The 21553-nt window shown below is 72.9% G+C and carries 17 protein-coding genes, 1 pseudogene and 1 riboswitch; of the genes and pseudogenes, 8 read left to right on the top strand and 10 right to left on the bottom strand.

What is annotated here, in order from left to right:
- Nucleotides 1-82 precede the first annotated feature (82 nt).
- The 5 genes from KVT45_RS03185 to KVT45_RS03165 form a co-directional block, all read right to left on the bottom strand.
- A complete protein-coding gene (locus KVT45_RS03185; RefSeq protein ID WP_217544917.1) occupies nt 83-1888 on the bottom strand; it encodes a phospholipase C in 1806 nt (601 codons plus the stop codon).
- A gap of 214 nt (nt 1889-2102) precedes the next feature.
- The gene (gene efeB / locus KVT45_RS03180; RefSeq protein WP_217544916.1) at nt 2103-3335 is read right to left on the bottom strand and encodes an iron uptake transporter deferrochelatase/peroxidase subunit; all 1233 of its coding nucleotides are present in this window, start codon (nt 3333-3335) and stop codon (nt 2103-2105) included.
- Nucleotides 3332-4528, bottom strand: a complete 1197-nt coding sequence (locus tag KVT45_RS03175) for an EfeM/EfeO family lipoprotein (RefSeq protein WP_217544915.1) — start codon at nt 4526-4528, stop codon at nt 3332-3334. Before KVT45_RS03175 ends, efeB begins: the two co-directional genes overlap by 4 nt.
- 131 nt (nt 4529-4659) lie before the next feature.
- The gene (locus tag KVT45_RS03170; RefSeq protein ID WP_217544914.1) at nt 4660-5709 is read right to left on the bottom strand and encodes an amidohydrolase family protein; all 1050 of its coding nucleotides are present in this window, start codon (nt 5707-5709) and stop codon (nt 4660-4662) included.
- Between the two features lie 387 nt (nt 5710-6096).
- Nucleotides 6097-6462, bottom strand: coding sequence for a MerR family transcriptional regulator (locus KVT45_RS03165; RefSeq protein ID WP_217544913.1), 366 nt, complete (start codon nt 6460-6462; stop codon nt 6097-6099).
- Between the two features lie 89 nt (nt 6463-6551).
- Here KVT45_RS03165 and KVT45_RS56085 point away from each other — a divergent pair.
- Nucleotides 6552-6965, top strand: a pseudogene (locus KVT45_RS56085) (hypothetical protein); the annotation flags it as partial.
- 66 nt (nt 6966-7031) lie between these two features.
- Here the strand turns inward: KVT45_RS56085 and KVT45_RS03160 are convergent.
- Nucleotides 7032-7511 (bottom strand): MarR family winged helix-turn-helix transcriptional regulator, encoded by a 480-nt coding sequence (locus KVT45_RS03160; protein ID WP_217544912.1) that lies wholly within the window; start codon nt 7509-7511, stop codon nt 7032-7034.
- 720 nt (nt 7512-8231) lie between these two features.
- Here KVT45_RS03160 and KVT45_RS03155 point away from each other — a divergent pair.
- The 3 genes from KVT45_RS03155 (at nt 8232) to KVT45_RS03145 (ending at nt 10532) form a co-directional block, all read left to right on the top strand.
- Nucleotides 8232-9287 carry an enoyl-CoA hydratase/isomerase family protein gene (locus tag KVT45_RS03155; RefSeq protein ID WP_217544911.1) on the top strand — a complete coding sequence of 352 codons (1056 nt, stop codon included), beginning with the start codon at nt 8232-8234 and terminating at the stop codon, nt 9285-9287.
- A gap of 67 nt (nt 9288-9354) precedes the next feature.
- A riboswitch (cobalamin riboswitch) is annotated at nt 9355-9496 on the top strand.
- 36 nt (nt 9497-9532) lie between these two features.
- Nucleotides 9533-9754, top strand: a complete 222-nt coding sequence (locus KVT45_RS03150) for a CbtB-domain containing protein (RefSeq protein WP_089103609.1) — start codon at nt 9533-9535, stop codon at nt 9752-9754.
- Nucleotides 9755-9776: 22 nt separating this feature from the next.
- Nucleotides 9777-10532, top strand: coding sequence for a CbtA family protein (locus tag KVT45_RS03145; protein ID WP_217544910.1), 756 nt, complete (start codon nt 9777-9779; stop codon nt 10530-10532).
- Nucleotides 10533-10612: 80 nt separating this feature from the next.
- Here the strand turns inward: KVT45_RS03145 and KVT45_RS03140 are convergent, their stop codons facing one another.
- Nucleotides 10613-11269 (bottom strand): O-methyltransferase, encoded by a 657-nt coding sequence (locus KVT45_RS03140; RefSeq protein WP_217544909.1) that lies wholly within the window; start codon nt 11267-11269, stop codon nt 10613-10615.
- A gap of 153 nt (nt 11270-11422) precedes the next feature.
- On the opposite strand from KVT45_RS03140, the gene KVT45_RS03135 reads away from it, so the two are divergent.
- Both KVT45_RS03135 and pgm read left to right on the top strand, forming a co-directional pair.
- Nucleotides 11423-11809 (top strand): barstar family protein, encoded by a 387-nt coding sequence (locus KVT45_RS03135; protein WP_217544908.1) that lies wholly within the window; start codon nt 11423-11425, stop codon nt 11807-11809.
- Nucleotides 11810-11929: 120 nt separating this feature from the next.
- Nucleotides 11930-13570: a phosphoglucomutase (alpha-D-glucose-1,6-bisphosphate-dependent) gene (pgm, locus tag KVT45_RS03130; protein ID WP_217544907.1), complete on the top strand. Its 1641-nt coding sequence runs from the start codon at nt 11930-11932 to the stop codon at nt 13568-13570.
- A 27-nt stretch (nt 13571-13597) separates the two neighbouring features.
- On the opposite strand, the gene KVT45_RS03125 is transcribed toward pgm, so the two are convergent.
- A complete protein-coding gene (locus KVT45_RS03125) occupies nt 13598-16927 on the bottom strand; it encodes a BTAD domain-containing putative transcriptional regulator (protein WP_308310629.1) in 3330 nt (1109 codons plus the stop codon).
- A gap of 175 nt (nt 16928-17102) precedes the next feature.
- On the opposite strand from KVT45_RS03125, the gene KVT45_RS03120 reads away from it, so the two are divergent.
- Together KVT45_RS03120 and KVT45_RS03115 are read left to right on the top strand one after the other, a co-directional pair.
- The gene (locus tag KVT45_RS03120; protein WP_254646276.1) at nt 17103-17810 is read left to right on the top strand and encodes a hemerythrin domain-containing protein; all 708 of its coding nucleotides are present in this window, start codon (nt 17103-17105) and stop codon (nt 17808-17810) included.
- A 3-nt stretch (nt 17811-17813) separates the two neighbouring features.
- Nucleotides 17814-18755 carry a pyridoxamine 5'-phosphate oxidase family protein gene (locus tag KVT45_RS03115; protein WP_217544906.1) on the top strand — a complete coding sequence of 314 codons (942 nt, stop codon included), beginning with the start codon at nt 17814-17816 and terminating at the stop codon, nt 18753-18755.
- A 52-nt stretch (nt 18756-18807) separates the two neighbouring features.
- On the opposite strand, the gene KVT45_RS03110 is transcribed toward KVT45_RS03115, so the two are convergent.
- Entirely contained in the window at nt 18808-20331 is a 1524-nt protein-coding gene (locus KVT45_RS03110) for an alpha/beta hydrolase (RefSeq protein ID WP_217544905.1), read from the bottom strand.
- Entirely contained in the window at nt 20328-21494 is a 1167-nt protein-coding gene (locus KVT45_RS03105; protein WP_217544904.1) for a serine hydrolase, read from the bottom strand. The genes KVT45_RS03110 and KVT45_RS03105 overlap by 4 nt, the downstream gene beginning before the upstream one ends.
- Nucleotides 21495-21553 lie beyond the last annotated feature (59 nt).

The raw sequence follows: 21553 nt of genomic DNA, 5'->3' as shown, positions 1-21553 counted from the left end.
CAGCCGTGTTCCTGCGCCCGAAACGCCGATCGGCGCGGTCCGGGGAGGAGGACCGTGCCGATCGGGTCGGGGCGGGGGAGGGTCAGGCGGCCGTGCGCTGCCTGCGGCGCAGCGTCAGGTACGAGCCCATGGCGCCGGCGGCCACCAGGGCGCCCGCACCGAGGCTGACCGGAAGGGCCGGGAACTGTCCGGAGTCGGTCGTCGCGGCCGTGTTCACCATCGCCGGGCCCGGGGTGATGTGGGTGCTCACCGCGGAGACGTGGCGGATCGGGCCGATGTGCTTGACGGAGCCGTCCGAGTTCAGCAGCACCTGCTTGTTGTTGGGGTGCCGGAAGTCGAACATGTTCGTCAGCGAGCCCGCGGTGGCGTCGAAGGAGTGGTCTCCGACGCGGCCGGTGCGCCAGTTGTCCTCGATGAAGCGGGTGATCGAGGACTGGTCGGTCTGGGTGTGGTCGACCTTGTTCACCTTGCTGTAGGGCGAGATGACCAGCAGCGGCTGCCGGGTGCCCGGGCCGCAGCGGTCGGCGTAGCCGCCGGACGCGGCCGGGCCCGCCTGGCAGGCCGCGCTGTCCAGGGCCTTGCCGTTGGAACCGACGGTGGAGTCCTTGGAGCCGTTGCGGGGCTTGGCGTAGGCGTGGTCGTACCAGCCGTCGGAGTCGTCGTACGCGATGACGATCGCGGTGGACTTCCACTGCGGCGAGCTCTGGACGGCGTTGATCTCGTTGACGAGGAAGTGCTGCTCGTCGGTCGGGTCCGAGTAGCCGGCGTGGCCGTCCTGGTACTCGCCGGCCTTGAGGAAGCTGACGGCCGGGAGCTTGCCCGCCTTGGCGGCCGCGGTGAAGTCGGTCAGGTCGTAGTTGTGGTTCGCCTGGCCGTTGTGACCGATCTCGTTGACGTTCTTCGGCGCCACGTGGTGCGGGTTGGATGTCGACTTGTAGTACGAGAACGGGTTGTGGTGCGGGCTGTAGTCGACCACGGAGGCACCGCCGACGTTCGTGTGCGTGGTGTCGCACTTGGCGTACGAGCCGGACGTGCCGTCGTAGGCCGTGGACGGGCGGAAGCCGCCCTGGAACCAGCCCCAGGTCACCTTCTTGGAGTTGAGCAGGTCACCGATGTTCTTGCCCTGCAGCGACGCGAGCGCGCTGGTGCTGGTGTGGTCCTTGTCGGAGCAGTCGTCGTAGGCCGGGTCGGGGTCGTTGACGACCGTGCCGACGCCCTTCGCGTCCGGGGAGGCGATGGCGTACGAGTCCGGGGTCGACGTCTGCTTGCCGGTGACCGAGTCCACCGAGATCGCGCCGTGCGTCTGACCCGAGATCAGGTTGAGCGCGCCGGGCGTGGACGGGCCGTAGACCGAGCTGTAGGAGCGGTCGTTGAGGGCGTACTGCTGGGCGTAGTTCCACAGACCGGTGACGGTGTTGCCGTCGTAGTAGTCCATCACCAGGCCCGGCTCGCCGAAGAGGCCGCCGCTGCACTTGTCGACCTCGGTGTTCTGCACGAACTGGTCGGCCTTGCCGCCGTCGTAGGCCAGCTGCTCGGGCCCGTAGGAGTGGTTCTGGTCGCAGGTCATCGCCTGCGACGAGGAGAGCCGCTTGGGCGTGTACTGGTTCGGGTTCTTCGTGAGCAGCCCGGCGTGCGCGACGGTGTCGATGTCCTTCGGGGTCTTCTTGGACGCCGTGAACTTCGTGCCGTCGGTGTTCGCGGCCTTCGGGTAGGTCGCGAAGTAGTGGTCGAAGGAGATGTTCTCGTCGAACAGCACGACCACGTGCTTGATCGGGGTCGCGGTCGACGAGCCGCCGCCGTGCCCGGCGGGTACGGCGGCCCAGCTGGGCGCGGTGCTCCCGAGGACCGTGAGTGCGGCGGCCCCCGCGAGAGCGCCGAGGCTCCTCATCGCCGTTCGTCTTCCTGTGCTGGACATTGCTGGTTCCCCTCCGGGCATGAACGTCACTGCGTCGTACAGGCAGGGATGCTTCGCCCGCTTGCGGGCGCTCCGGCGGAGCCATGATGGCGGGTGAATGAACACCGGGTCAGGGATGCTGGGGCAAACCTTGACTGTGTATTGACCGTTTGGGCTAGGGAATTGCCATGGAGTTGTTCGAACAAGCTCAGGCGAGGAGAGCGCGGCCGAACCAGTCGTTCCGGTCCCGCACCCCGGGCAGGGCGAAGAAGTAGCCGCCGCCGAACGGCGAGATGTAGTCGACCAGCGGTTCCCCGGCCAGCCGCTTCTGGACGGTCTCGAACTGCCGGGCCAGGTCCTGCTGGTAGCAGGAGAACAGCAGGCCCATGTCGAGGTTGCCGTTGCTGTCCATGCCCCGGTCGTAGTTGTAGGCACGGCGCAGGATCCGCTGTTCGGCGGTGGCCGTGGTGCGCGGGTTGGCCAGCCGGATGTGCGCGTCCAGCGGGATGACGTCGCCCTTCGGGTCGTCGGCGTAGTCGGGCGTGTCGTGCTCGGCGTTGCCGTCCAGGGGCGCCCCGGACTCGCGGGAACGGCCGAACATCCGCTCCTGTTCGCTGAGGGAGACCCGGTCCCAGAACTCCACCAGCATGCGGATCAGCCGCACCACCTGGTAGCTGCCGCCGACCGCCCACTCCGGTTCGCCGGAGTCCTTGCCGACCCACACCAGCCGGTCCATCTCCCGGGCGCTGGTGGTCTCCGGGTTGGCGGTGCCGTCCTTGAACCCCAGCAGGTTGCGCGGGGTGCCGGACGGGCGGGGCGGACTGGTGAAGCCGTCCAGCCGCCAGCGGACCTGCATACCGCCCCGGGTGTGCCGGGCGATGTCGCGCAGTGCGTGCAGCACGGTGTCGGTGTCGTCCGCGTGCAACTGCAAACTGAGGTCGCCGTGGCACCACTCGGGCCGCAGGTCGTCGTCCGGGAAGGCGGGCATCTCCGTCAGCCGACGCGGTCTCAGTTTCCCGAGCCCGTACCGGTCGTCGAAGAGCGAGCCGCCGACGCCGACGGTCACCGCCAGCGCACCGGACGGCAGTTGCTCACCGAGGACGCCCGAGTCGGCGGGCGGGGCGGTGACACCGACCGGGTCCGGGGTGCCGCCCGAGGTCAGGAAGCGGGCGCGGTCGGTGAGCGTGTGCAGCAGCTCGGTCAGCTCGGCGCGGCTCTCGGCGGTGAGGTCGAAGGACGTGAACACGGTGGTCCGGCGGGGCGCGGCGATCGCGGACTGCTGGCGGGTGCCGTGGAAGGGGGCGACTGTGCTGGGGGTGGTGGGGTCCGTGCCGGGGGCGGCCGCGCCGCCGGCGGCCAGCCCCGCGCCCGCGAGGGCCGCGCCGCGCAGGAACCCGCGGCGGCCCACTCCGCCCTTGCCGGTCGTCTCGTTCGTGCTCATACCGTCCTCCGCGGATCGCACAGGGTCGCCACCGACGCCAGCCGCTCCACCAGGTCGCCGAGGACCGCGTCGACGTCCTCGCGCTGCCGGTGGCCGAGCTTCCCCAGCGGGGTCCAGGTGCCGCCGTGTCCGAAGCCGTCGAGCGTCTCGCCGGCCTGCTTCAACTCGGTCTCAAGACCGGCCAGACCGGCGTACCGGGTGGCCAGCAGCGGGTGCAGCCGGGACATGACCTCCACCGTGCCGTCCAGGTTGGCGCGGGCGGTGGCGAGGTTGCTGCCGCTGCCGAAGTCGGTACGGCCGGTCAGCTCGAACTGCACCGTGTTCTCCAGGATCTCGTGCGCCCGCAGCCCCAGCTGGGCGGGGTCCATCCGGGTCTGCGCCCAGTCGTCGCGCAGCGCGGTCACCGCCTTCACGAGATCGGCCGCCGGGCCGCGCAGGCCGGTGGCGGACTCGCCGTGCCACAGGCCGTACTCGATCCGGTGGAAGCCGGTGAAGTCCTTGTCGTGCACCCCGCCGGGCAGCCCCGCGTCCGTGCCGTTGATCGCGCCGTCGGCGTCGCCGAAGGCGTCGTACGCCGCGCCCAGCCGCTCGTACTCCAGGTGCGCCGGCAGCCAGGCGGTGCGGGCGGCGGCGAGGTCGCCGTGGTCGATCGCGTCCCGCAGGGCCGTCGTCAGCCGTACGGTGTCGGACAGGCCGTTGCCGACCCACTTCTGGTAGGCGAGCGCGGGCGGGATCAGGTCGTGCTCGGTGACCGGAGCCGCGGCCGGTCCGCTGCTGCCCTTGGTGATCCGGACGGTCGGCCCGGTGACGGCGTCGGCGTCGTCGGGCACGCACTTGAAGGCGTACGCGCCCTTGCCGAGCCGGACGGTCAGCTCCCGGGTCGTACCGGGCCCGATGTCCTCCACCTCGCCGTACACGGCCTGGCTCTTCGGGTCCTCCAAGAGGACCTCGGCGGCCCCGTCGGTCGGGTTGTGCAGGTCGAAGACCTGGACACCGGGCACCGGCGCGCTCCACCCCCGGCCACAGCGGCTGGCGGACACCTCCACGGTGGTGTGCGGCAGCGCGGCCGGGTCGGCGTGTGCGGGGCGTGAGTCGTGCGTGAGCGCCAGAACTCCGGCCACCAGGCATACGACGGCGACACCGACGACCGCCCAGGGACGCAACGACCTCCAGCTGAGGCCGGACAACACCATCCCGAGCTCCCGGGGGTTCGTACCGTTCGTGATCGCCTCATGTTAGGCAGCCCTTTGTACTCGAACGGCCGTCCAGGGAAACCCATGACCAAGAGTTCCCTGCCGGTTCACCGGGCCTCCAGGGAAGCCGCTCAGTCGGTACCGGGCTGGACCATCCTGAAGAAGGCGCGGGCACCGGCGCGCCGCACGGACTGCCGCAGCCGTGCGGGAAGCGGCCGGGAGGGAGCCGGGGCGGGGGTGCCGGCCGCCAGGCGGGGGAAGAGCGCCTCGGCGTTGCCGCGGTCGACGGCCGCGAGGGTGCCGGGGTCGACCCCGCTGTCCAGCCCGTTGGCGAAGTACTGGCCCGCCGCGGCCGGCGCGAACGGCCAGTCGCTGCCGAACAGGACGTGCCCGGGCCGGGCGAAGGCGAGCAGCGTGGGCAGGGCGGCCGGGCTGGAGGACAGCGCGGTGTCGAAGTAGAAGCCGCGGAGGTCCTCCAGGATGTCCAGGGGATTGCGCCCGCTGTCGGCCGCGAGGGCGACGGCCATGCGGTGGGAGGCGTACGGCACGAAGCCGCCCGCGTGGCTGAGCACGAACCGGATGCCCGGATACCGGCGCACGACACCGCCCCGCACCAGGAGGTAGGCGGCCCGGGTGGTGTCGAGCAGGAAGTCGGCGGCGAACGGCGGGATCCCGTCCACGGCGGGCCCGGGCAGCTCGGCCGGGTGGACGAACGCGACGGCGCCGTGCTCGTCCAGGACCCGCCACAGGGCGTCCTGGCCGTCGGCCCCGAGGTAGTCGCCGCCGGTGTTGGCGAGCAGGGTGACGCCGTCGGCGCCGAGCTCGGCGAGGGCGCGCTCGGCCTCCCGGGCGGCCGCGGCGGCGTCCGGCAGGGGCAGGGTGGCGAACCAGCCGAAGCGGCCGGGGTGTTCGGCGGCGAGCGCGGCGGAGAAGTCGTTGAGCCGCCGGGCCAGGGCGGTGGCCTCGCCGGGGTCGGTGAGGAAGCCGGTGCCCGGGGTGGAGACCGACAGGATCGCTGTCTCGGTGCCGAGCAGATCCATCAGCTTCAGCGCCGCCTCGGGACTCCACTCGGGCAGGGAGCGGCCGCCCGCCTCGGTGATCCCGTGCCCGGCGAGGGCGTCCCGGTAGAAGGGCGGGACCAGGTGCTGGTGGACGTCGATCCGGCGCGAGGCGCTGGTCATGGGGCTGCTCTTCCCGTCGGGACGGCACTGGACCGCCTACTGACGGCCTGCGTACCGTAGCGTTTATTACAATTGGAGTAAACACTACGGTAGTGGCTGGTGAGCGGAACCGGTGCCGAGGACGGCGCCCAGGGCGCGGCGGTGATCGGCTACGGGCCCACGGGCGGTGACCGTGGCGAGCCTGCTGGGCGGGGCGCGTTTCTCCCGCGCGCGGGCCGTCGCCGGCCGCAAGGAGGTCATCCGGATCCGGCGGCCGCTCGACCACTGCGGGGGCGTGGGGGTGCCGCTGCGCGACGAGTGCCTGTGGCTGCGCCAGGACTCGGCGGGTTCCGCCGCGACGCTCGCCCCCCTCGACGCTCGCCCCCCGACGCGCCCGCCGCCCTTCGCTCAGCCGTTCTGGGCGGTGGCCCGCAACGGGCATCCGGTACCGACGCGCGCCGCCAACTCGCCCCGCAGGGAAGTCAGTTCGGCGATGCGGGCGTCGACGACCGCGATCTTCTCCTCGAACAGCGTGGACAACGCCCGGGCCGTGTCCGGCGCTTCGCTCAGTTCCGCGAAGTGCCGGCCGATCTCGGCGAGCGAGAAGCCGAGGGTCTGCGCGGTGCGCACGTAATGCAGCCAGGCGACCGTCTCCGGCGGGAAGTCGCGATAGCCGTTGGCCAGCCGACGACCCGTGACAAGGCCGATCCGCTCGTAGAAGCGAATGGTGTCCCTGCTCATGCCCGCCCGCGCGGCCAGCCCCCCGATGCGCACGACCTGCCCCCACTCACACTTGACCTTGGACCGTACTCCACTGTTTAGCGTGAGGCCGCCGCTGCCACTCGACCAGCAGGAGCCTCGCCGTGAGCCGTCCGTCCGCTCCCTCCCGACCCGCCTATCTCCAAGTCGTCCGCGCGAGCGCCTGGTACGACCTCGTCGTCACGGCGGGATTCGCCACGCCCTGGACCTACGCTCTGGTCCATGACTCCCTGTCCTCGATGGGCGGGGAGCTCGGGCTGGGCGTCCTGCCCGCGCTCGATCCGATGCAGACCCTCTACGCGAACCTCATGGGTTCGGTCGTGGTGATCTGGGCACTCCTGCGGATCGTCAGGCCGCAGCCGTCGCACGGACTGTTCGACGGCGCGGCCCGTGTCCTGTTCGCCACCTGGCAGGCGTACGCGCTGGGCCATGGCGCGCCGCGACTGCTGTGGCCCTTCCTCACGCTGGAGGCGGCCTTCGGTCTCGCCCAGCTGTGGCCGGGGTGGTGGACCCGGCGGACCGGCCCCGGCCTCCGCCTCGCACCCACTCGGCCGGCGGGCCGGTACACACGGATGCGACACCCCCTAGCCCAACGGCCTGCCCGCGTCGTCCGTCGCCGCGAGGATGCGGCGGCCGATCTCGTGCAACTGCCGGACCTGGGACCGGGTCAGCGGGTCGAGGACCATCCGGCGTACGGCCGCCACGTGCCCGGGTGCCGAGTCGACGACCTTCTCCCAGCCGGCGTCCGTCAGCGTCGCCACGGTGAAGCGGACGTTGTCCGGGTCCGGCTCCCGGCGCAGCCAGCCCCGGTCCTCAAGCCGCTTGGCGACGTGGGAGGGCCGGGACAGCGAGCCGTTGGCGAACATCGCCAGTTCGCTCATCCGCAGGGTCCGGCCGGGTGCCTCGGAGAGTCCCGCCAGCACCTGGTACTCGAAGTGGCTGATTCCCGCGTCCCGCTGCAACTGCGCGTCCAGCTCCGCCGGCAGCCGGACCAGCACCCCGGCCAGAACGAGCCAGCACTGCGTCTCGTCATCCGTCAGCCAGCGAGGCTCGGGAGTCTCCATGAGAAAAGGCTAGCTTGACGGCTCAACTGTCCATACCCGTGGGTAGGTTATCGCGCGAGGGCCTGACCAGCCCGGCTTGCCCGGCGGGCGCCCTTCAAGTCCCCTCCGGTCACAGTCTGTTCATCCATGCCATGGACGGACGGGCAGTCATTGAGGGGCGAACGGCCGCGGTCCGGCCGGTTCGTCCGGTCCGGCCCCGTGAGCACCGTTACCGACGGTTACGTTGCGCCTGGCGGCGGACGGGCCGAGGCCGAGACGGGCGAGACGGCCGAGGCGTTCACCGTGCCGAGGACGAGAAGGGCGAAAAGGGCGAGGGGGGCGACCGACGCGGTCGACCGCACGCCCGCCCTCGGCGCTTCGGAGATCGCACGCCACCGGCTGATGGCCGACGCCGCCGAGCGGCCCGTGACACCCTGGTCTCCGAGGGGCCGGCCACGCCGGACGGCCTCGCCCGTTGGGACACCGCCTTCCGGAAGGTCGAGGCCGACACCAGCGGACTCCGCTTCTTCGGAGCCTCCTTCGTCACCGGCGGCCGCCGCGCCTGGCCGTCGGCCGTGGCGGCTCGGGCCCGGGCCGGTCGGTGTCCTGCGACGGGTCGGCGTGCTGTGGACGGAACGGGCACGAGAAGATCGTCCGTGACCCACGCGTCCACCCGACCCCGGAAGGAACCGACGAGATCATGCGCCTCATCGTGGCCCGCGGCCCGGCGGAGGTGTCCGGATGACCGGCGCCGAGGAACACGTCCTGCTGCACGTCGACGGACGGGCCGCGCACATCACGCTCAACCGGCCGAAGGCCATCAACGCGCTGTCGCACGCGATGGTGCGCCGCATCGACGAGGCGCTCACCGCCTGGGAGCACGACCCGGCCGTCCGTACCGTCGTCATCACCGGAGCGGGGGAGCGCGGTCTGTGCGCGGGCGGCGACATCCGCGCCGTCCACGACGACGCCCGCGACGGCGACGGGTCGGCCGCGGCTGCCTTCTGGCGGGACGAGTACCGGCTCAACGCCCGCATCGCCCGGTACCCGAAGCCGTACGTCGCCGTGATGGACGGCATCGTGATGGGCGGCGGGGTCGGTGTCTCGGCCCATGGCAGCGTCCGGATCGCCACCGAGCGGTCGCGGATCGCCATGCCCGAGACCGGGATCGGCTTCGTGCCCGACGTCGGCGGCACCTACCTGCTCGGCCGCGCGCCCGGCGAACTCGGCACCCATCTCGCCCTGACCGGCGCCCGGATCGGCGCCGCCGACGCGATGCTGTGCGGACTCGCCGACCACTACATGCCCTCCGGCTCGCTCCGGGCGTTCGTCGCCGACCTCGCCACCCTGGCCGTGCCCGAGGCGCTCGCCCGGCAGGTCCGGCAGGCGCCGGACGGGGAGTTGGCCGGGCACCGGGCGTGGATCGACGCCTGCTACCCGGCCGACACGGTCGAGGAGATCGTCCAGCGACTGCTCGCGCACGGCGACCCGGCGGCGAAGGAGACGGCGGACACCCTGCTCGCCAAGTCGCCCACCGCCCTGAAGGTCACGCTGAAGGCGCTGCGCCGGGCCCGGCAACTCGGCTCGCTGGAACGGGTCCTGGACCAGGAGTACCGCGTCTCCTGCGCGACCCTCGCGAGCCATGACCTGGTGGAGGGCATCCGTGCCCAGGTCGTCGACAAGGACCGTGCCCCGCACTGGTCCCCGGAGACCCTCGCCGAGGTCACCGACGCCGACGTCGACCGCTTCTTCGCCCCGCTCGGCGAGCGCGAACTGGGCCTCGCCCCACCCGTCTGAGCCGTCCCACCGGCCGCCCACCAGGCGCGAGATGAAGATCACGCCTGGTGATGCGGTCTTGGCCGTGCCCCTGACACGCGGTACGGTCTGTCCGATATCGACGACGGCGAGACGGAAGCCGGTGGAAATCCGGAACGGTCGCGCCACTGTATGCGGGAGCCCCAGGGCTGCTCGTGAGTCAGACCCGTGGCCGTCGTCCTGTGCACCACCGAGATGGGACGCGAACTCCCAGAGGAGGTCCTGCCATGGCGCAGACCGTCGCTCCGCCGACAGCCACCACCCCCGCCGTTCCCGCGAAGCTGCCGCTGTCCGCGATAGCTCCCTGGGCGGTGTTCTTCGGCATCCTGATGCTGATCCTGCTCTACTTCGTCGGCGCCGAACAGGGCGCCACCTCCGTGTTCAGCGGCACGGACGTCCACGAGTGGGTGCACGACGCCCGCCACCTGCTCGGCTTCCCCTGCCACTGACGCGAGGGGCGCCGTACCACCCATGAACTCCGCAACGGTCCGGAACCTCCTGGTGCGGGGCATGCTCGCCGGCCTGGCCGCCGGCCTGCTGGCCCTCGTCGTCGCCTACCTGCTCGGTGAGCCGAACGTCGACAAGGCCATCAGCTTCGAGGACGCCCACTCGCACGAGCACGAGATGGAGGTCGTCTCCCGCTCCCTGCAGTCCACCGCCGGCCTGGCCACCGGTGTCCTGGTCTACGGGGTCGCCTTCGGCGGCATCGCCGCCCTGGCCTACTGCTTCGCCCTCGGCCGGGTCGGCCGCTTCTCGCCGCGGGCGACCGCGCTGCTGCTGTCCGGCTGCGCGCTGACCGCCGTCTACGTGGTGCCGTTCCTGAAGTATCCGGCCAACCCGCCGTCGGTGGGCGACCCGGACACCATCGGCAAGCGGACCACGCTGTACTTCCTGATGATGCTGCTCAGCGTGCTCCTCGCGGTCGCCGCCACCATCCTCGGCAAACGGCTCCAGCCGCGGCTGGGCACCTGGTGGGCGACCGTGCTGGCGGTGGTCGCGTTCGGCGTCCTCATCGGGCTGGCGTACCAGTTCCTGCCGGTCATCAACGAGGTGCCGAAGGACTTCCCGGCCACCCTGCTGTGGCGGTTCCGGCTCTCGGCGCTCGCCATCCAGGCGGCGCTGTGGGGCGGATTCGGCCTGCTGTTCGGTGAGTTGGCCGACCGCGTCCTCAACCCGAGGCCGGCGAAGGCGCCGGCCGCCGCACGCACGGTGCCCGCGGCACACTGACCGACTCCGCGGCACACCGAACGACACACGAGGGCCCCCGGGAACCGTCCGGGGGTCCTCGCGCGTCCGCTGTGCCGACCTCACGTGCCGGTGGACGGCCCCACCTTCACCGACAGCTCCGTCGAGCCCTTGAGCGGCAGCGAAAGGGTGCGGAAGCCGTTGGCCGGGTCGCGGATGTAGTCGAGGTAGTCGGGCTCGGCGTTGTCGTTCATCACCAGCGCACCCCGGCGCAGTTGCGGTGCGACGGTCTCCATGACCTGGCGGGCCAGCGAGGGGCCCGAGTCGACCGGCCAGCCGTCGATGAGCGCGAAGTCGACGGGCCCGCCCAGGTCGCGCAGCGTCTCCCGGGCGTCCCCGATCCGGAGGTCGACCAGGTCGGCGAGGCCCGCCTCGGCGAGGTTGCCCAGGGCGGTGGCCGCCTTCTCCGGAACGATCTCGGAGCCGATCACCGTGCCGCCGCCGTTGTCACGGACCGCGGTGGCGAAGTAGAGCGTGGAGACGCCCAGCGAGGTGGCGAACTCGACGACACGCCTGGCGCCGACGGCCCGGCACAGCAGATAGATCAGGTCGCCCTGTGCGGGATGGACGGCGAAGCCGACGTCGGGAAAGGCGTGCGGGTCCCGGGTGCCGCCCCGTGGACCACCCCCGGCGGGGCGGCGGTGCTCGGCCTGGATCCGGTCGAGTACGGCCCGGACCCGGGGATCCTGCAGCGGACTGGTGGCGTGCTCGGTCGACATCCCGAACCCTCGATTCCTGCGGTCAACACCATCGATACGGTCTGTGGAGTATCACGATATATCGATTGGGTGGGTCTGGGGGTCCCTGCGGGTGCTGCCTTGCGCAATCAATGCTTGCGGGCGTCCGGCCGACGGGGCCGTATCCTTCGGGCCGTGACGGCGACTTATGTACTGGACGGCACCGAGATCAGGACCCTGGAGGACTTCTGGCGGGTGATCGGCGAGGCGGTCAACGGGCCCGGCGGCTACTTCGGCCGCAACCTCGACGCGTTCGTCGACTGTCTCAGGGGCGGCTTCGGCACACCCGAGGACGGTGATTTCGTGTTCGAGTGGCGCGACCACGAGACGTCCCGGGCACACCTGGGCCATGCGGAGACCGCTCGTCAACTGGAGCTCCGGCTCGCCCGCTGCCACCCGGCCAACCGTGCGACGGTCGCGGCGGAGTTGGCCGAGGCCCGCGCCGGTCGCGGGGCCACCGTCTTCGACTGGCTGGTGGCCATCTTCGAAGAGCAGGCCCCCGGTGCGGTACGACTGCTGTGAACCCGCCGTGAACCCGTGGTGTCTTCGGCGCGCGGCCGGTGCCGCACTCGCGTCCGCGGCCGCTGACAAGGAAAGATGGGCGGCGAGCGATCGATCAACGACTGCGGAGGAAGTGGACTCATGCCGCATGAGCGAGCGGGCCGGCCGGCGGCTCCGGAGGACCTCGTCGACGTGGCCCGGCTGGTCACGGCCTACTACGCGCTGCACCCCGACCCGTCCGACCCGGCCCAGCGGGTGGCGTTCGGCACCTCGGGACACCGCGGATCGTCGCTGACGACCGCGTTCAACGAGGACCACATCGCCGCCACCAGCCAAGCCATCTGCGAGTACCGCAGCGGCCAGGGCACCGACGGCCCCCTTTTCCTCGGAGCCGACACCCACGCCCTGTCCGAGCCCGCCAAGGTCACCGCACTGGAGGTCTTCGCGGCCAACGGCGTGACCGTCCTGATCGACAGCGCCGACGGCTACACCCCCACCCCCGCCGTCTCGCACGCCGTCCTCACCCACAACCGGGGCCGTACGACCGGCCTCGCGGACGGCGTCGTGGTCACCCCCTCGCACAACCCGCCTGCCGACGGCGGCTTCAAGTACAACCCGCCCAGCGGCGGCCCCGCCGCCTCCGACGCCACCTCCTGGATCCAGGACCGCGCCAACCAGATCATCGCGGGCGGGCTGAAGGACGTACAGCGCATCCCGTACGAGCGCGCGCTCGCCGCGCCGGCCACCGGCCGGTACGACTTCCTCGGCACCTACGTCGACGACCTCCCCAGCGTCCTGGACCTCGACGCGGTCCGGGCGTCCGGGCTGCGCATCGGCGCCGACCCGCTCGGCGGTGCCTCCGTCGCCTACTGGGGGCGGATCGCCGAACGGCACGGGCTCGACCTCACCGTGGTCAACCCGTACACCGACCCCACCTGGCGGTTCATGACGCTGGACTGGGACGGCAAGATCCGCATGGACTGCTCGTCGCCGTACGCGATGGCCTCCCTGATCGAGAAGCGCGCCGAGTTCCGGGTCGCCACCGGCAACGACGCCGACGCCGACCGGCACGGCATCGTCACCCGCGACGCCGGCCTGATGAACCCCAACCACTACCTGGCCGTGGCCATCTCCTACCTCTACCGCCACCGCGACCGGTGGCCGGCGAGCACCGGCATCGGCAAGACCCTCGTCTCCTCCTCGATGATCGACCGGGTGGCCGCCGACCTCGGCCGTCAACTGGTCGAGGTCCCGGTCGGGTTCAAGTGGTTCGTGGACGGACTGGCCGGCGGCGCCATCGGGTTCGGCGGCGAGGAGTCGGCCGGCGCCTCCTTCCTGCGCCGGGACGGCTCGGTGTGGACCACCGACAAGGACGGCATCCTGCTCGCCCTGCTCGCCTCCGAGATCACGGCCGTGACGGACAAGACCCCGTCCGAGCACTACGCCGACCTCACCGCCCGCTTCGGCGAACCCGCCTACGCCCGCATCGACGCCCCCGCCTCCCGCGAGGAGAAGGCCCTCCTCGCCAAGCTCTCCCCGGCCCAGGTCACCGCCGAGACCCTGGCGGGAGAGCCGGTCACCGCCGTCCTCACCGAGGCACCGGGCAACGGCGCGGCGATCGGCGGGATCAAGGTGACCACGGAGAACGCCTGGTTCGCGGCCCGCCCGTCCGGCACCGAGGACGTCTACAAGATCTACGCCGAGTCCTTCCGGGGCCCCGACCACCTGGCCCGGGTACAGGAGGAGGCCAAGGCGGTGGTGAACACCGCACTCGGCGGCTGACGACGGGGGCGGCCCGGTGCCGGGCCGTCAGGTCGCGAAGGTGCGGCGGCGGGCCCGGGCCTCGGCCAGGTCCGCCGCCGCCCGGCGGGCGTTCGCCGCGAGGTGGGCCGATCCCCAGGCGTGCGCGGTGCGTTCGGCCAGCGCATAGCCCTCGGCCGCCGCCCGGTCCTCGCCGAGAAGCCGCTGCAGGTCGGCGAGGGCATGCGCGAGCGGACGGCTCGCGTACACCGCGCCCGCCGCGCCCGCCAGCTGGTCCCGCAGCGGCAGCAGATGCCCGAGCAGGGCGGCCGCCGAGTCGCGGTCCCGGTGGAGCACGGCGAGCTGGGCGCGGAAGTCGAGCTCCAGACCGTAGAGATGGTCCTGCAACGGCTCCGGGGACACGGGTACGGCCAGGGCCTCGTCGAGTCTGCCCAGCCGGGCCAGGACCAGTGCCCGGGGCACCGCGACCGGAGCTCCGGCGGACTCGTACACGGCACGGACCACCGGTTCGATCTCGGCCGCCCGGCCCTGGACGAGCCGTATGTTGATCAGCGCCAGCGCGCGCACACCGGTGGCGTGGTGGGCGCCCACTTGCCGCAGCAGGGTGTCCGCCTCGGCGTAGGCGGCCTCCGCCGCCTCGAAACGCCCGGCCACGGTGGCCAGCATCGCGGAGGTCGCGGCGCTGAGCCCCTGCGCCCACACCATGCGGTAGCGGCGGGCGAGGACCAGGCCCTCCGCGGTGTGCCGCTGCACGGCGGCGGGGTCGTTGCGGGCGGCGGCGGTCATCGCGTCCAGGTTCTCGCAGACCCAGCGATAGGCGGGCAGGTCGTGGGCGTGGGCGAGTTCGCGCAGTTCGGCGGTGAGCGACGGCCGGGTGCCGGTCCGGGTCTCGTGCGGCAGCAACCGCGCCGAGGTCATCAACGCGGCGGCCATCAGGGAGGGTTCGCCGTCGGCGCGGGCGAGTGCCAGCTGGTCGCGGGCCGCCTCCAGGGCCCGGGGCGGGTCCTCGGCGGCGACCGCGTCGACAAGGGCCTGCAGGACTCGGGCCCGGGTCGGGCCGTCGAGGCCGGGATCGGCCGCGAGCCGTTCGAGGCGGGCCAGCGCGGTCCGGTCGTACCGTCCCTCGAGCCGGCTGCGCCAGGCCGCGGGCTCGGTCCACACCCCGTACACGGCCGCGACCAGGTCGCCCCGGTCGGCCTGTTCGGCGAGTTCCACCGCGCGCTGCCGGGTGCGCCTGGCCGCGTCCGTGGCACCGGTCCGCACCTGCGCCCCGAGCAGCCGTACCAGCAGCTCGATCAGCCGGTCGGGCGGGGCGTCGTCGCCGGTGGTCGCGGTATGGGTGTCGATCGCCTGCTGGATCAGGGCGACGGCGACGTCGTGGGCGTAGCGCCGTTCGGCGGCCTCGGCCGCCCGCAGCGCGTAGTCCACGGCGAGCGGGGCGTCCGCCGCGCTGCCGGAGCGGGCGAAGTGATGTGCCAGAGCCGCGAGTTCGGCGGGACGGTGGTGGCGCAGGAGGCGCGCGACCCGGGCGTGCAGCCGGGAGCGCCGGGCACCGGACAGGTCGGCGTAGACGGTGTCGCGGACCAGGGCGTGCACGAACCGGACGCGGCCCGGCCCGGGTTCGGCGAGCAGACCGGCGGCCAGCGCCGCGTCGAGACCCTCCAGCACCTGTTCCTCGTCCGCCTCGGCGGCGTCCACGAGCAGCGCGACCTCGGCCTCCAGGCCCAGCACCGCGGTGAGCTGTACGACGGACCGGGCGGCGGCGGGCAGCAGGGCGAGGCGCCGGCGCAGCACGTCACGCACGCCCTGGGGGACCTCGGAGACCGCGACCAGGGCGCCCTCGTCGGCCAGGAGACGGGCGCTCTCCAGGACGTAGAACGGATTGCCGCCGGTGCGCTCGGCCAGCGCCGTCACGGTCGCCGGATCCACGGGCGCCCCGCAGACGGCGTCGACGAGGGTGGCGGTCTCCCGTGGGGTCAGGCCGCCGAGCGTGATCCGGTGCGGGGCGGCCGGGGCGAGCTGGGCGAGGGTCTTGAGGAGGTGCTCGCCGACCTCGGTGGGCCGGTAACCGGCGACGGTGAGCAGGGGCACCCCGGTGACGGCGGCCGCCGCCTCGACCAGGGCGAGGGTCTCGGCGTCCGCCCGGTGCAGGTCCTCCAGCAGGACGGCGAGGGGAGCGCGGGAGGCCGCGTCGCGCAGCCAGGCGGCGAAGGCGCGGTGCATACGGAAGCGGCCGGCGGTGGCCTCGGACTGGGTCGGGCCGGCCGTGCTCTCCGGCTCCCGCAGCAGTACCGCCAGCTCCTCCGGGCGGGCCGGCGGCACCTCGCGGGCGAGCGCGCCGAGCGCCTCCACCCAGGCCCAGGCGGGCGGTGCGCCCTCGTACTCGGGGCAGCGCCCGATCACCACCCGCCAGCCCGCCTCCCGCAGCCGGGCGGCGGCCCGGTCGAGGAACGCGGACTTGCCCGCCCCGGCCGCGCCCGTGACCAGCACGAGGCCGCCCGTCTGCCGCGCGGCCCGGGCCGCCCCGTCCAGGCTCCGCAGTTCCGGGCCCCTGCCGACGAACAGTCCGCGCCCGGTGCGCGCGGCGAGTTCGGCGACGGGCTCGGCCTCGGGCACGGCCGCACGCAGCACGTCGAGCCGCCCGTTGAGCACGGCGTGCTCCAGCTCCCGCAGGGCGGGCCCGGGGTCGCAGCCGAGTTCGGCGCGCAGCACGGCGGTGGCCCGGCGCAGCGCGGCGAGGGCGTCGGCCCGCCGGCTGCAGGCCCAGTGGGCGAGGGCGAGCAGCCGCCAGCCCTCCTCGCGCAGCGGGCTGTCCCGGACGAGCGACCCGGCGTCGGCCGCGGCCTGTGCCGCCCGGCCGGTGCGCAGGTCCGCGGCCACGGCGAGTTCCCGGGCCTCCGCGCGCAGCCCGGTCAGCCGGGCCACCTCGACGGCGGCCCACTCCTCGTCCGCGTGCTCGGCGAAGGCCGGTCCCTGCCACCAGCCCAGCGCCTCGGCGAGCAGCCGCCGGGCCTCCTCGGGCGGGGCGGTACGGGCACGCCCGATCCAGGTCTCGAACCGCCAGGCGTCCACCGCGTCCCCGGCCAGCCGCAGGGCGTATCCGGGCGCCGTGGTGACCAGGACGGTGGCCGGGGCCCGTGGCGGCCGCCCCGGCTCCAGCGTCCGGCGCAGGTTGGACAGGTAGGCGTGCAGCGACACGGCGGCCTTGGCCGGCGGCTCGCCCCGCCACAGCGCGTCCGTCATCCGGTCGACCGGCACGACACCGCCGCGGGCCGCGACCAGCAGGCCCAGCACGGCACGCTGCCGCGGAGCACCCAACTCGACGGGTGTTCCGGCGACTTCGGCACCCAGCGGACCCAGGACTCGCAAACGCAGCACGGCGCGGGAATCTACCCGAGCGCTGCATCGATCCTGTCAACAGATGTTGAACGCGCGCTGTACGAGGCCGGCGGGCCGACCGTCGACGCGCCGCCGATCCGGGCGCCAAGCCGGTCGCCAAGCGGACGCCAAGAGAGGTGGGCAACGGTGGGCGGCTGACGTACACACCAGATCGTTGGAGCAGGAAAGCGTGTCCCTCAACAGCAGTCACGGCGCCTCCGCCACCGCGGAGCGTCCTCATACCCACGAGATGGTCGTGGTCCACCGGGTCTTCCGCCGCGAGTCGGCGCTGCTGCCCCGGCTGGTGCGCGCGGTGCCCGACGGCGACCGGGCCCGTGCGGTACAGGTAGCCGCCGCCCTGCGCGACTACACCCTCGGCCTGCACCACCATCACCACGCCGAGGACGAGCTGATCTGGCCGCTGCTGCGGGCCCGGGCCGCGCACGACGAGGCGCTGGTGGAGCGGATGACGGAGCAGCACGAGGCGATCGACCGCACCCTGGCGGCGGTCACCGAGTGGATGCCCCTGTGGGAGCGGTCCGGAGACCGGATACCCGGCGAGGAACTGGCGCTGGCGCTGGACGCGCACCGGATCGCGCTCCTGGACCACCTCGACGAGGAGGAACGCTCGGTGCTGCCCCTGATCGCCGAGCATCTGACCGTCCCGGAATGGGAACTGGTCGGACAGCGCGGCCTGGAAGGGCTGCCGAAGAACAAGCGCCTGCTGGCCCTCGGCGCGATCCTGGAGGAGGCCACCCCCGAGGAGAGCGCCGTCTTCCTGGGCAAGGCCCCGCTGATCGGCCGGCTGCTCTGGCAGGCCGTCGGCCGCCGCCAGTACGCTGCCTACTGCCGGACCATGCGCGCCCCGCTGGACGGAGAGTAGACCATGGCCCTCCTCGACTCCGCCCCGCTCGACGTCCTGGACGCCTACCGGACCTGCGAGTTCGTCACCCTGGGCCGGGACGGCACCCCGCTCGCCTGGCCGACGGCCGTGCGGCGGCGCCCGGACGGGACGCTGCTGCTCAGCACCTCCCTGGCGTTCGCGCAGAAGGCGCTGAACATCCGCCGGGACGGCCGCGTCGCCCTGCTCTTCTCCGACCCCACCGGCAGCCGCCTGGAGAAGGCCCCGCAGATATTCGTCGGCGGCCACGCCGACTGCCCCGACGAGATCATGACCGGGCCGCAGGGCGCCGAGGACTACTGGCGGATGCTGTTCGAACGGCAGCCGCACAGCAGGTCGTACGTCACGGCACCGATGCGGCTGGTGATGGACTGGTACTACCTGCGGCTGCTGATCACGGTGACGCCCGACCAGGTCGTCGTACGGCCGCCGTTGCCCACGTCCGACGTGCCCGCGCCCGCGCCCGCGCCCGCGGCGGCGGCCGGTGACCTGTTGGGCGCCGCGCAGCTCGCCCGCTTCCCGACGGCGGTGCTCGCAGCGCGCGACGCCTCCGGGGCGCCGGTACTGGCCCGCACCCGGCCGGTGCCCGCGGGCGAGGGGTTCGCCGTGGACGTACCGGCCGACTGCCCGGCCGCTCCGGGCCCCGCCGCCCTGCTGGTGCACCGGCACGACGAGCGCCTCAACCACATGCAGAACGCGCTCGTGCGCGGCGAACTGCGCGAGAGCGGCTCCGGACTGCTGCTGGTCCCCACCAAGGTGGTGGAGCCGATGGGATCGGGCCGGGTCAGCGACGCGGTGAACGTGCTCCGCAGCACCAGGCGGGCCACCGACCGCTATCTGCGGCGGCGCGGCCTGTCCCGGCCGCAGGTGGAATGGCGGGAGTTCAGAGCGCTCGCGCAGGAGTCACGGCGGCGCGACGGGGCCTGATCCTGGCGCGGAGCTCCGGGCCGTCCCCGTCAGGACGGCCCGGAGGCGCCCGTCAGTGCGGGGACGCGTTGCAGGTGACGTCCGTGGCCGGCAACCGCCCGGTGGCCAGGTATGCGTTGACCGTCGTGTCGGCGCAGTCGCTGCCGTAGACGCCGAACACCGCGTGCTGGTCGGCGCCGCTCAGGGTCACCAGCCGGGAGCCGGGCCAGGCACGCCGCACCGCCTGCGCACCCTGATAGGTGGTGCGCGGGTCGCCGGTCGCGTTGACGAGCAGCGCCGGCAGGTCGTCCCTGATCGTGGTCGGGCGCTCGCGCGGCGCGTCCCAGAACGCGCACGGTCCGATGTCGTTGGTCACCGGCCCGAACAACGGGTCCTGCGTCCGGGCGCGTTGCACGTCACGCCAGTACGTCTCCGGATCGCGCGGCGCGCCGACGTCACCGCAGAGGATGGACGTCTGCACGCTGCCGTACTCCGACTCGGAACCGGTCAGCAGAAAGCCGAGCGAGTCGGCGAGCCACGGACTCGGGACGACCGTCCTGCCGTCGGCCGCGTCACGCAGGTCGCGTACGGCCGCCGCGAAGTCGCCGTACGCCGCGTCGTTGTCCTGCGAGAGGCCGTTGAAGACGACCATCGGCGCGACGCTCTCGTCCACCCGGTAGCCGCCCACCCGCAGCGGCGCGCGCCCGGCGGCGGCCTGGACCCGGTCCACGACCGCCAGCACCGCGTCCCGACCGCGGCCCAGCCCGTACGTCGTGTCGCGGGCGGCGGCCCAGGCGGCCCAGTCCCGCAGGGCGTGCCGGTTGGCGGACTCCGCGCCGCGCAGCAGCCGCGGGTTGTAGCGGTCGGGATCGATCACCCCGTCCAGGACGACCCGGTCCGTGCGTTTCGGGAACATCGTGGCGTAGACCTCGCCGAGGTAACTGCCGTACGAGTAGCCGAGGTAGGAGATCCGCCGCTCACCGAGCGCCGCACGGATCACGTCCATGTCCCGTGCGGTGTTCCGGGTGGTGGCGTACGGCAGCACGTCGCCCTCGTACTTCCGGCAGTCGCGGGCGAGTTCCTCCGCGAAGGCGGTCGAGCGGTCGAAGCCGGCGCGGTCGGGCCCCGGGCTGCGGAACTGCGACCCGGTCGGCCAGTGGCAGTCCAGCGGGGTGCTGCGGCCCACGAAACGGGGATCCACGCCGACCACGTCGTACCGCTCGCCGGTGTCCTTCATCGCCTCCCGCACCCACGGCGGGTCACCGAGTGTCTGCCCGCCCGGGCCACCGCTGTTGAGCAGCAGCGCGCCGACGCGGTGCGCGGTGTCGGTGGCCCTGATCCTGGAGACGGCCACGGTGATCGTACGGCCGCCCGGGTCGTCGTAGTCCAACGGCACGGTGACGTCGGCGCATTGGGCGCCCGCCTTCTCGAGGTCCTTGCCGGTGTCGTCGTCGGGACCGAGCACGCAGCTCCTCCAGGCGAGGTGCTGGTGGTGGTAGCGGGCCAGCGGGTCCGGGGTGTCGGCGGTGACCGGTGTGGTGCCGAGGGCCAGGGCGCTCGCCAGGGCCAGGGCGGCCGTGGCCGCGAAGCCGGTCATGCGGAGGTCCTTTCGGAGTCGCAGAGGGACTTGTCGACGAGGTCCTGGAAGTCCAGTTCGGCCTGGAGGCCGTCCGGCACCTGGTTGAGGGCGACGGCCACACTGCGCCCGCCGGGGCCGACGGCGACCAGCGCGCGATGGCCCCCGGGCACGGTTCCGGCATGCCCCCACCACATCCCGCCGCACGACAACGGTGAGGAGATGAGTCCGAGCCCGTACCGGGCACCGGGCCACAGCCGGTCCGGGGCGGCGGCCACCGTCCGCCGCATTTCGGCGAGTTGGGCGGCGGGCAGCAGCCGGCCGCCGAGCAGCGCGGTGGCGAACCGGGTGAGATCGCCCTGCGTGGAGACGAGGGCACCACCGACGCCGCCGAAGGAGGTGTTCCACTCGGTGCCGTCGACGCGTCGCCCGTCGCCGGAGGTGAAGTAGCTGTGGGAGTAAGCCCCTTGGATACGGGTCTCGTCACCCGGCCAGTACGTGTCGCGCATCCCGAGGGGCTCGATGATCCGTCGGCTGATCTCGTCCTCGGGACCGTGACCGGTGACCTGCCGGACGATCAGGCCCAGCACCAGGTAGTTGGTGGTCGCGTAGTGCCACGACTGCTGCGGACGCGGCAGTTCGAGGGCGCGCGCGATCAACTCACGTGGCTCGAAGTGGCGGTACCTCAGCAGCTCCGGGTGCTCCCACTCGGGTGCGTCGAGATAGTCGGGCAACCCGCTGGTGTGGCGCAGGAGTTCTCGTACGGTGATGTGGCGTCCGTCGTAGCCGTGGGCATTGATCAGCCCGGGCAGGTAGCGGTCGACGGGGGCGTCGAGCGAGAGCCGGTGCTCGGCGGCGAGCTGCAGGACGACGGTCGCGGTGAACGTCTTGGTGACGCTGCCGACGCGCAGCCGGTCGGTGGTGTTCATGGGGCGGCCGGTGCGCAGATCGGCCGTACCGGCCGTCTCGGTCCAGTGCCCGCAGGGGCCGTCGGCGAGGACCGAGGCTCCGGCGATGTGATCGCGGGTGGTCAGGGTGGTGAGCGCGCCGCGGACGCCGTCATGCGGACCGCAGCGCGCGGACGGCCGCGGAGGCGACGACTGCGCGGTGGCCGCCGGTGCGCAGGCCAGCACCGTCGCCGCCACCGATAACGCCAGGGCGGCCTTCAAGGAGTGGGTTGCCATGCGTCCACAGGCTAGGCAGGGCGGGCCGCGCGATCACTCCAGTGGGCTGCCGTATCCGG

It is taken from the genome of Streptomyces sp. GbtcB6 (assembly GCF_019091475.1).
Classification (GTDB): Bacteria; Actinomycetota; Actinomycetes; order Streptomycetales; family Streptomycetaceae; genus Streptomyces; species Streptomyces hyaluromycini.
This window is presented reverse-complemented; position numbering and strand designations above follow the sequence as displayed.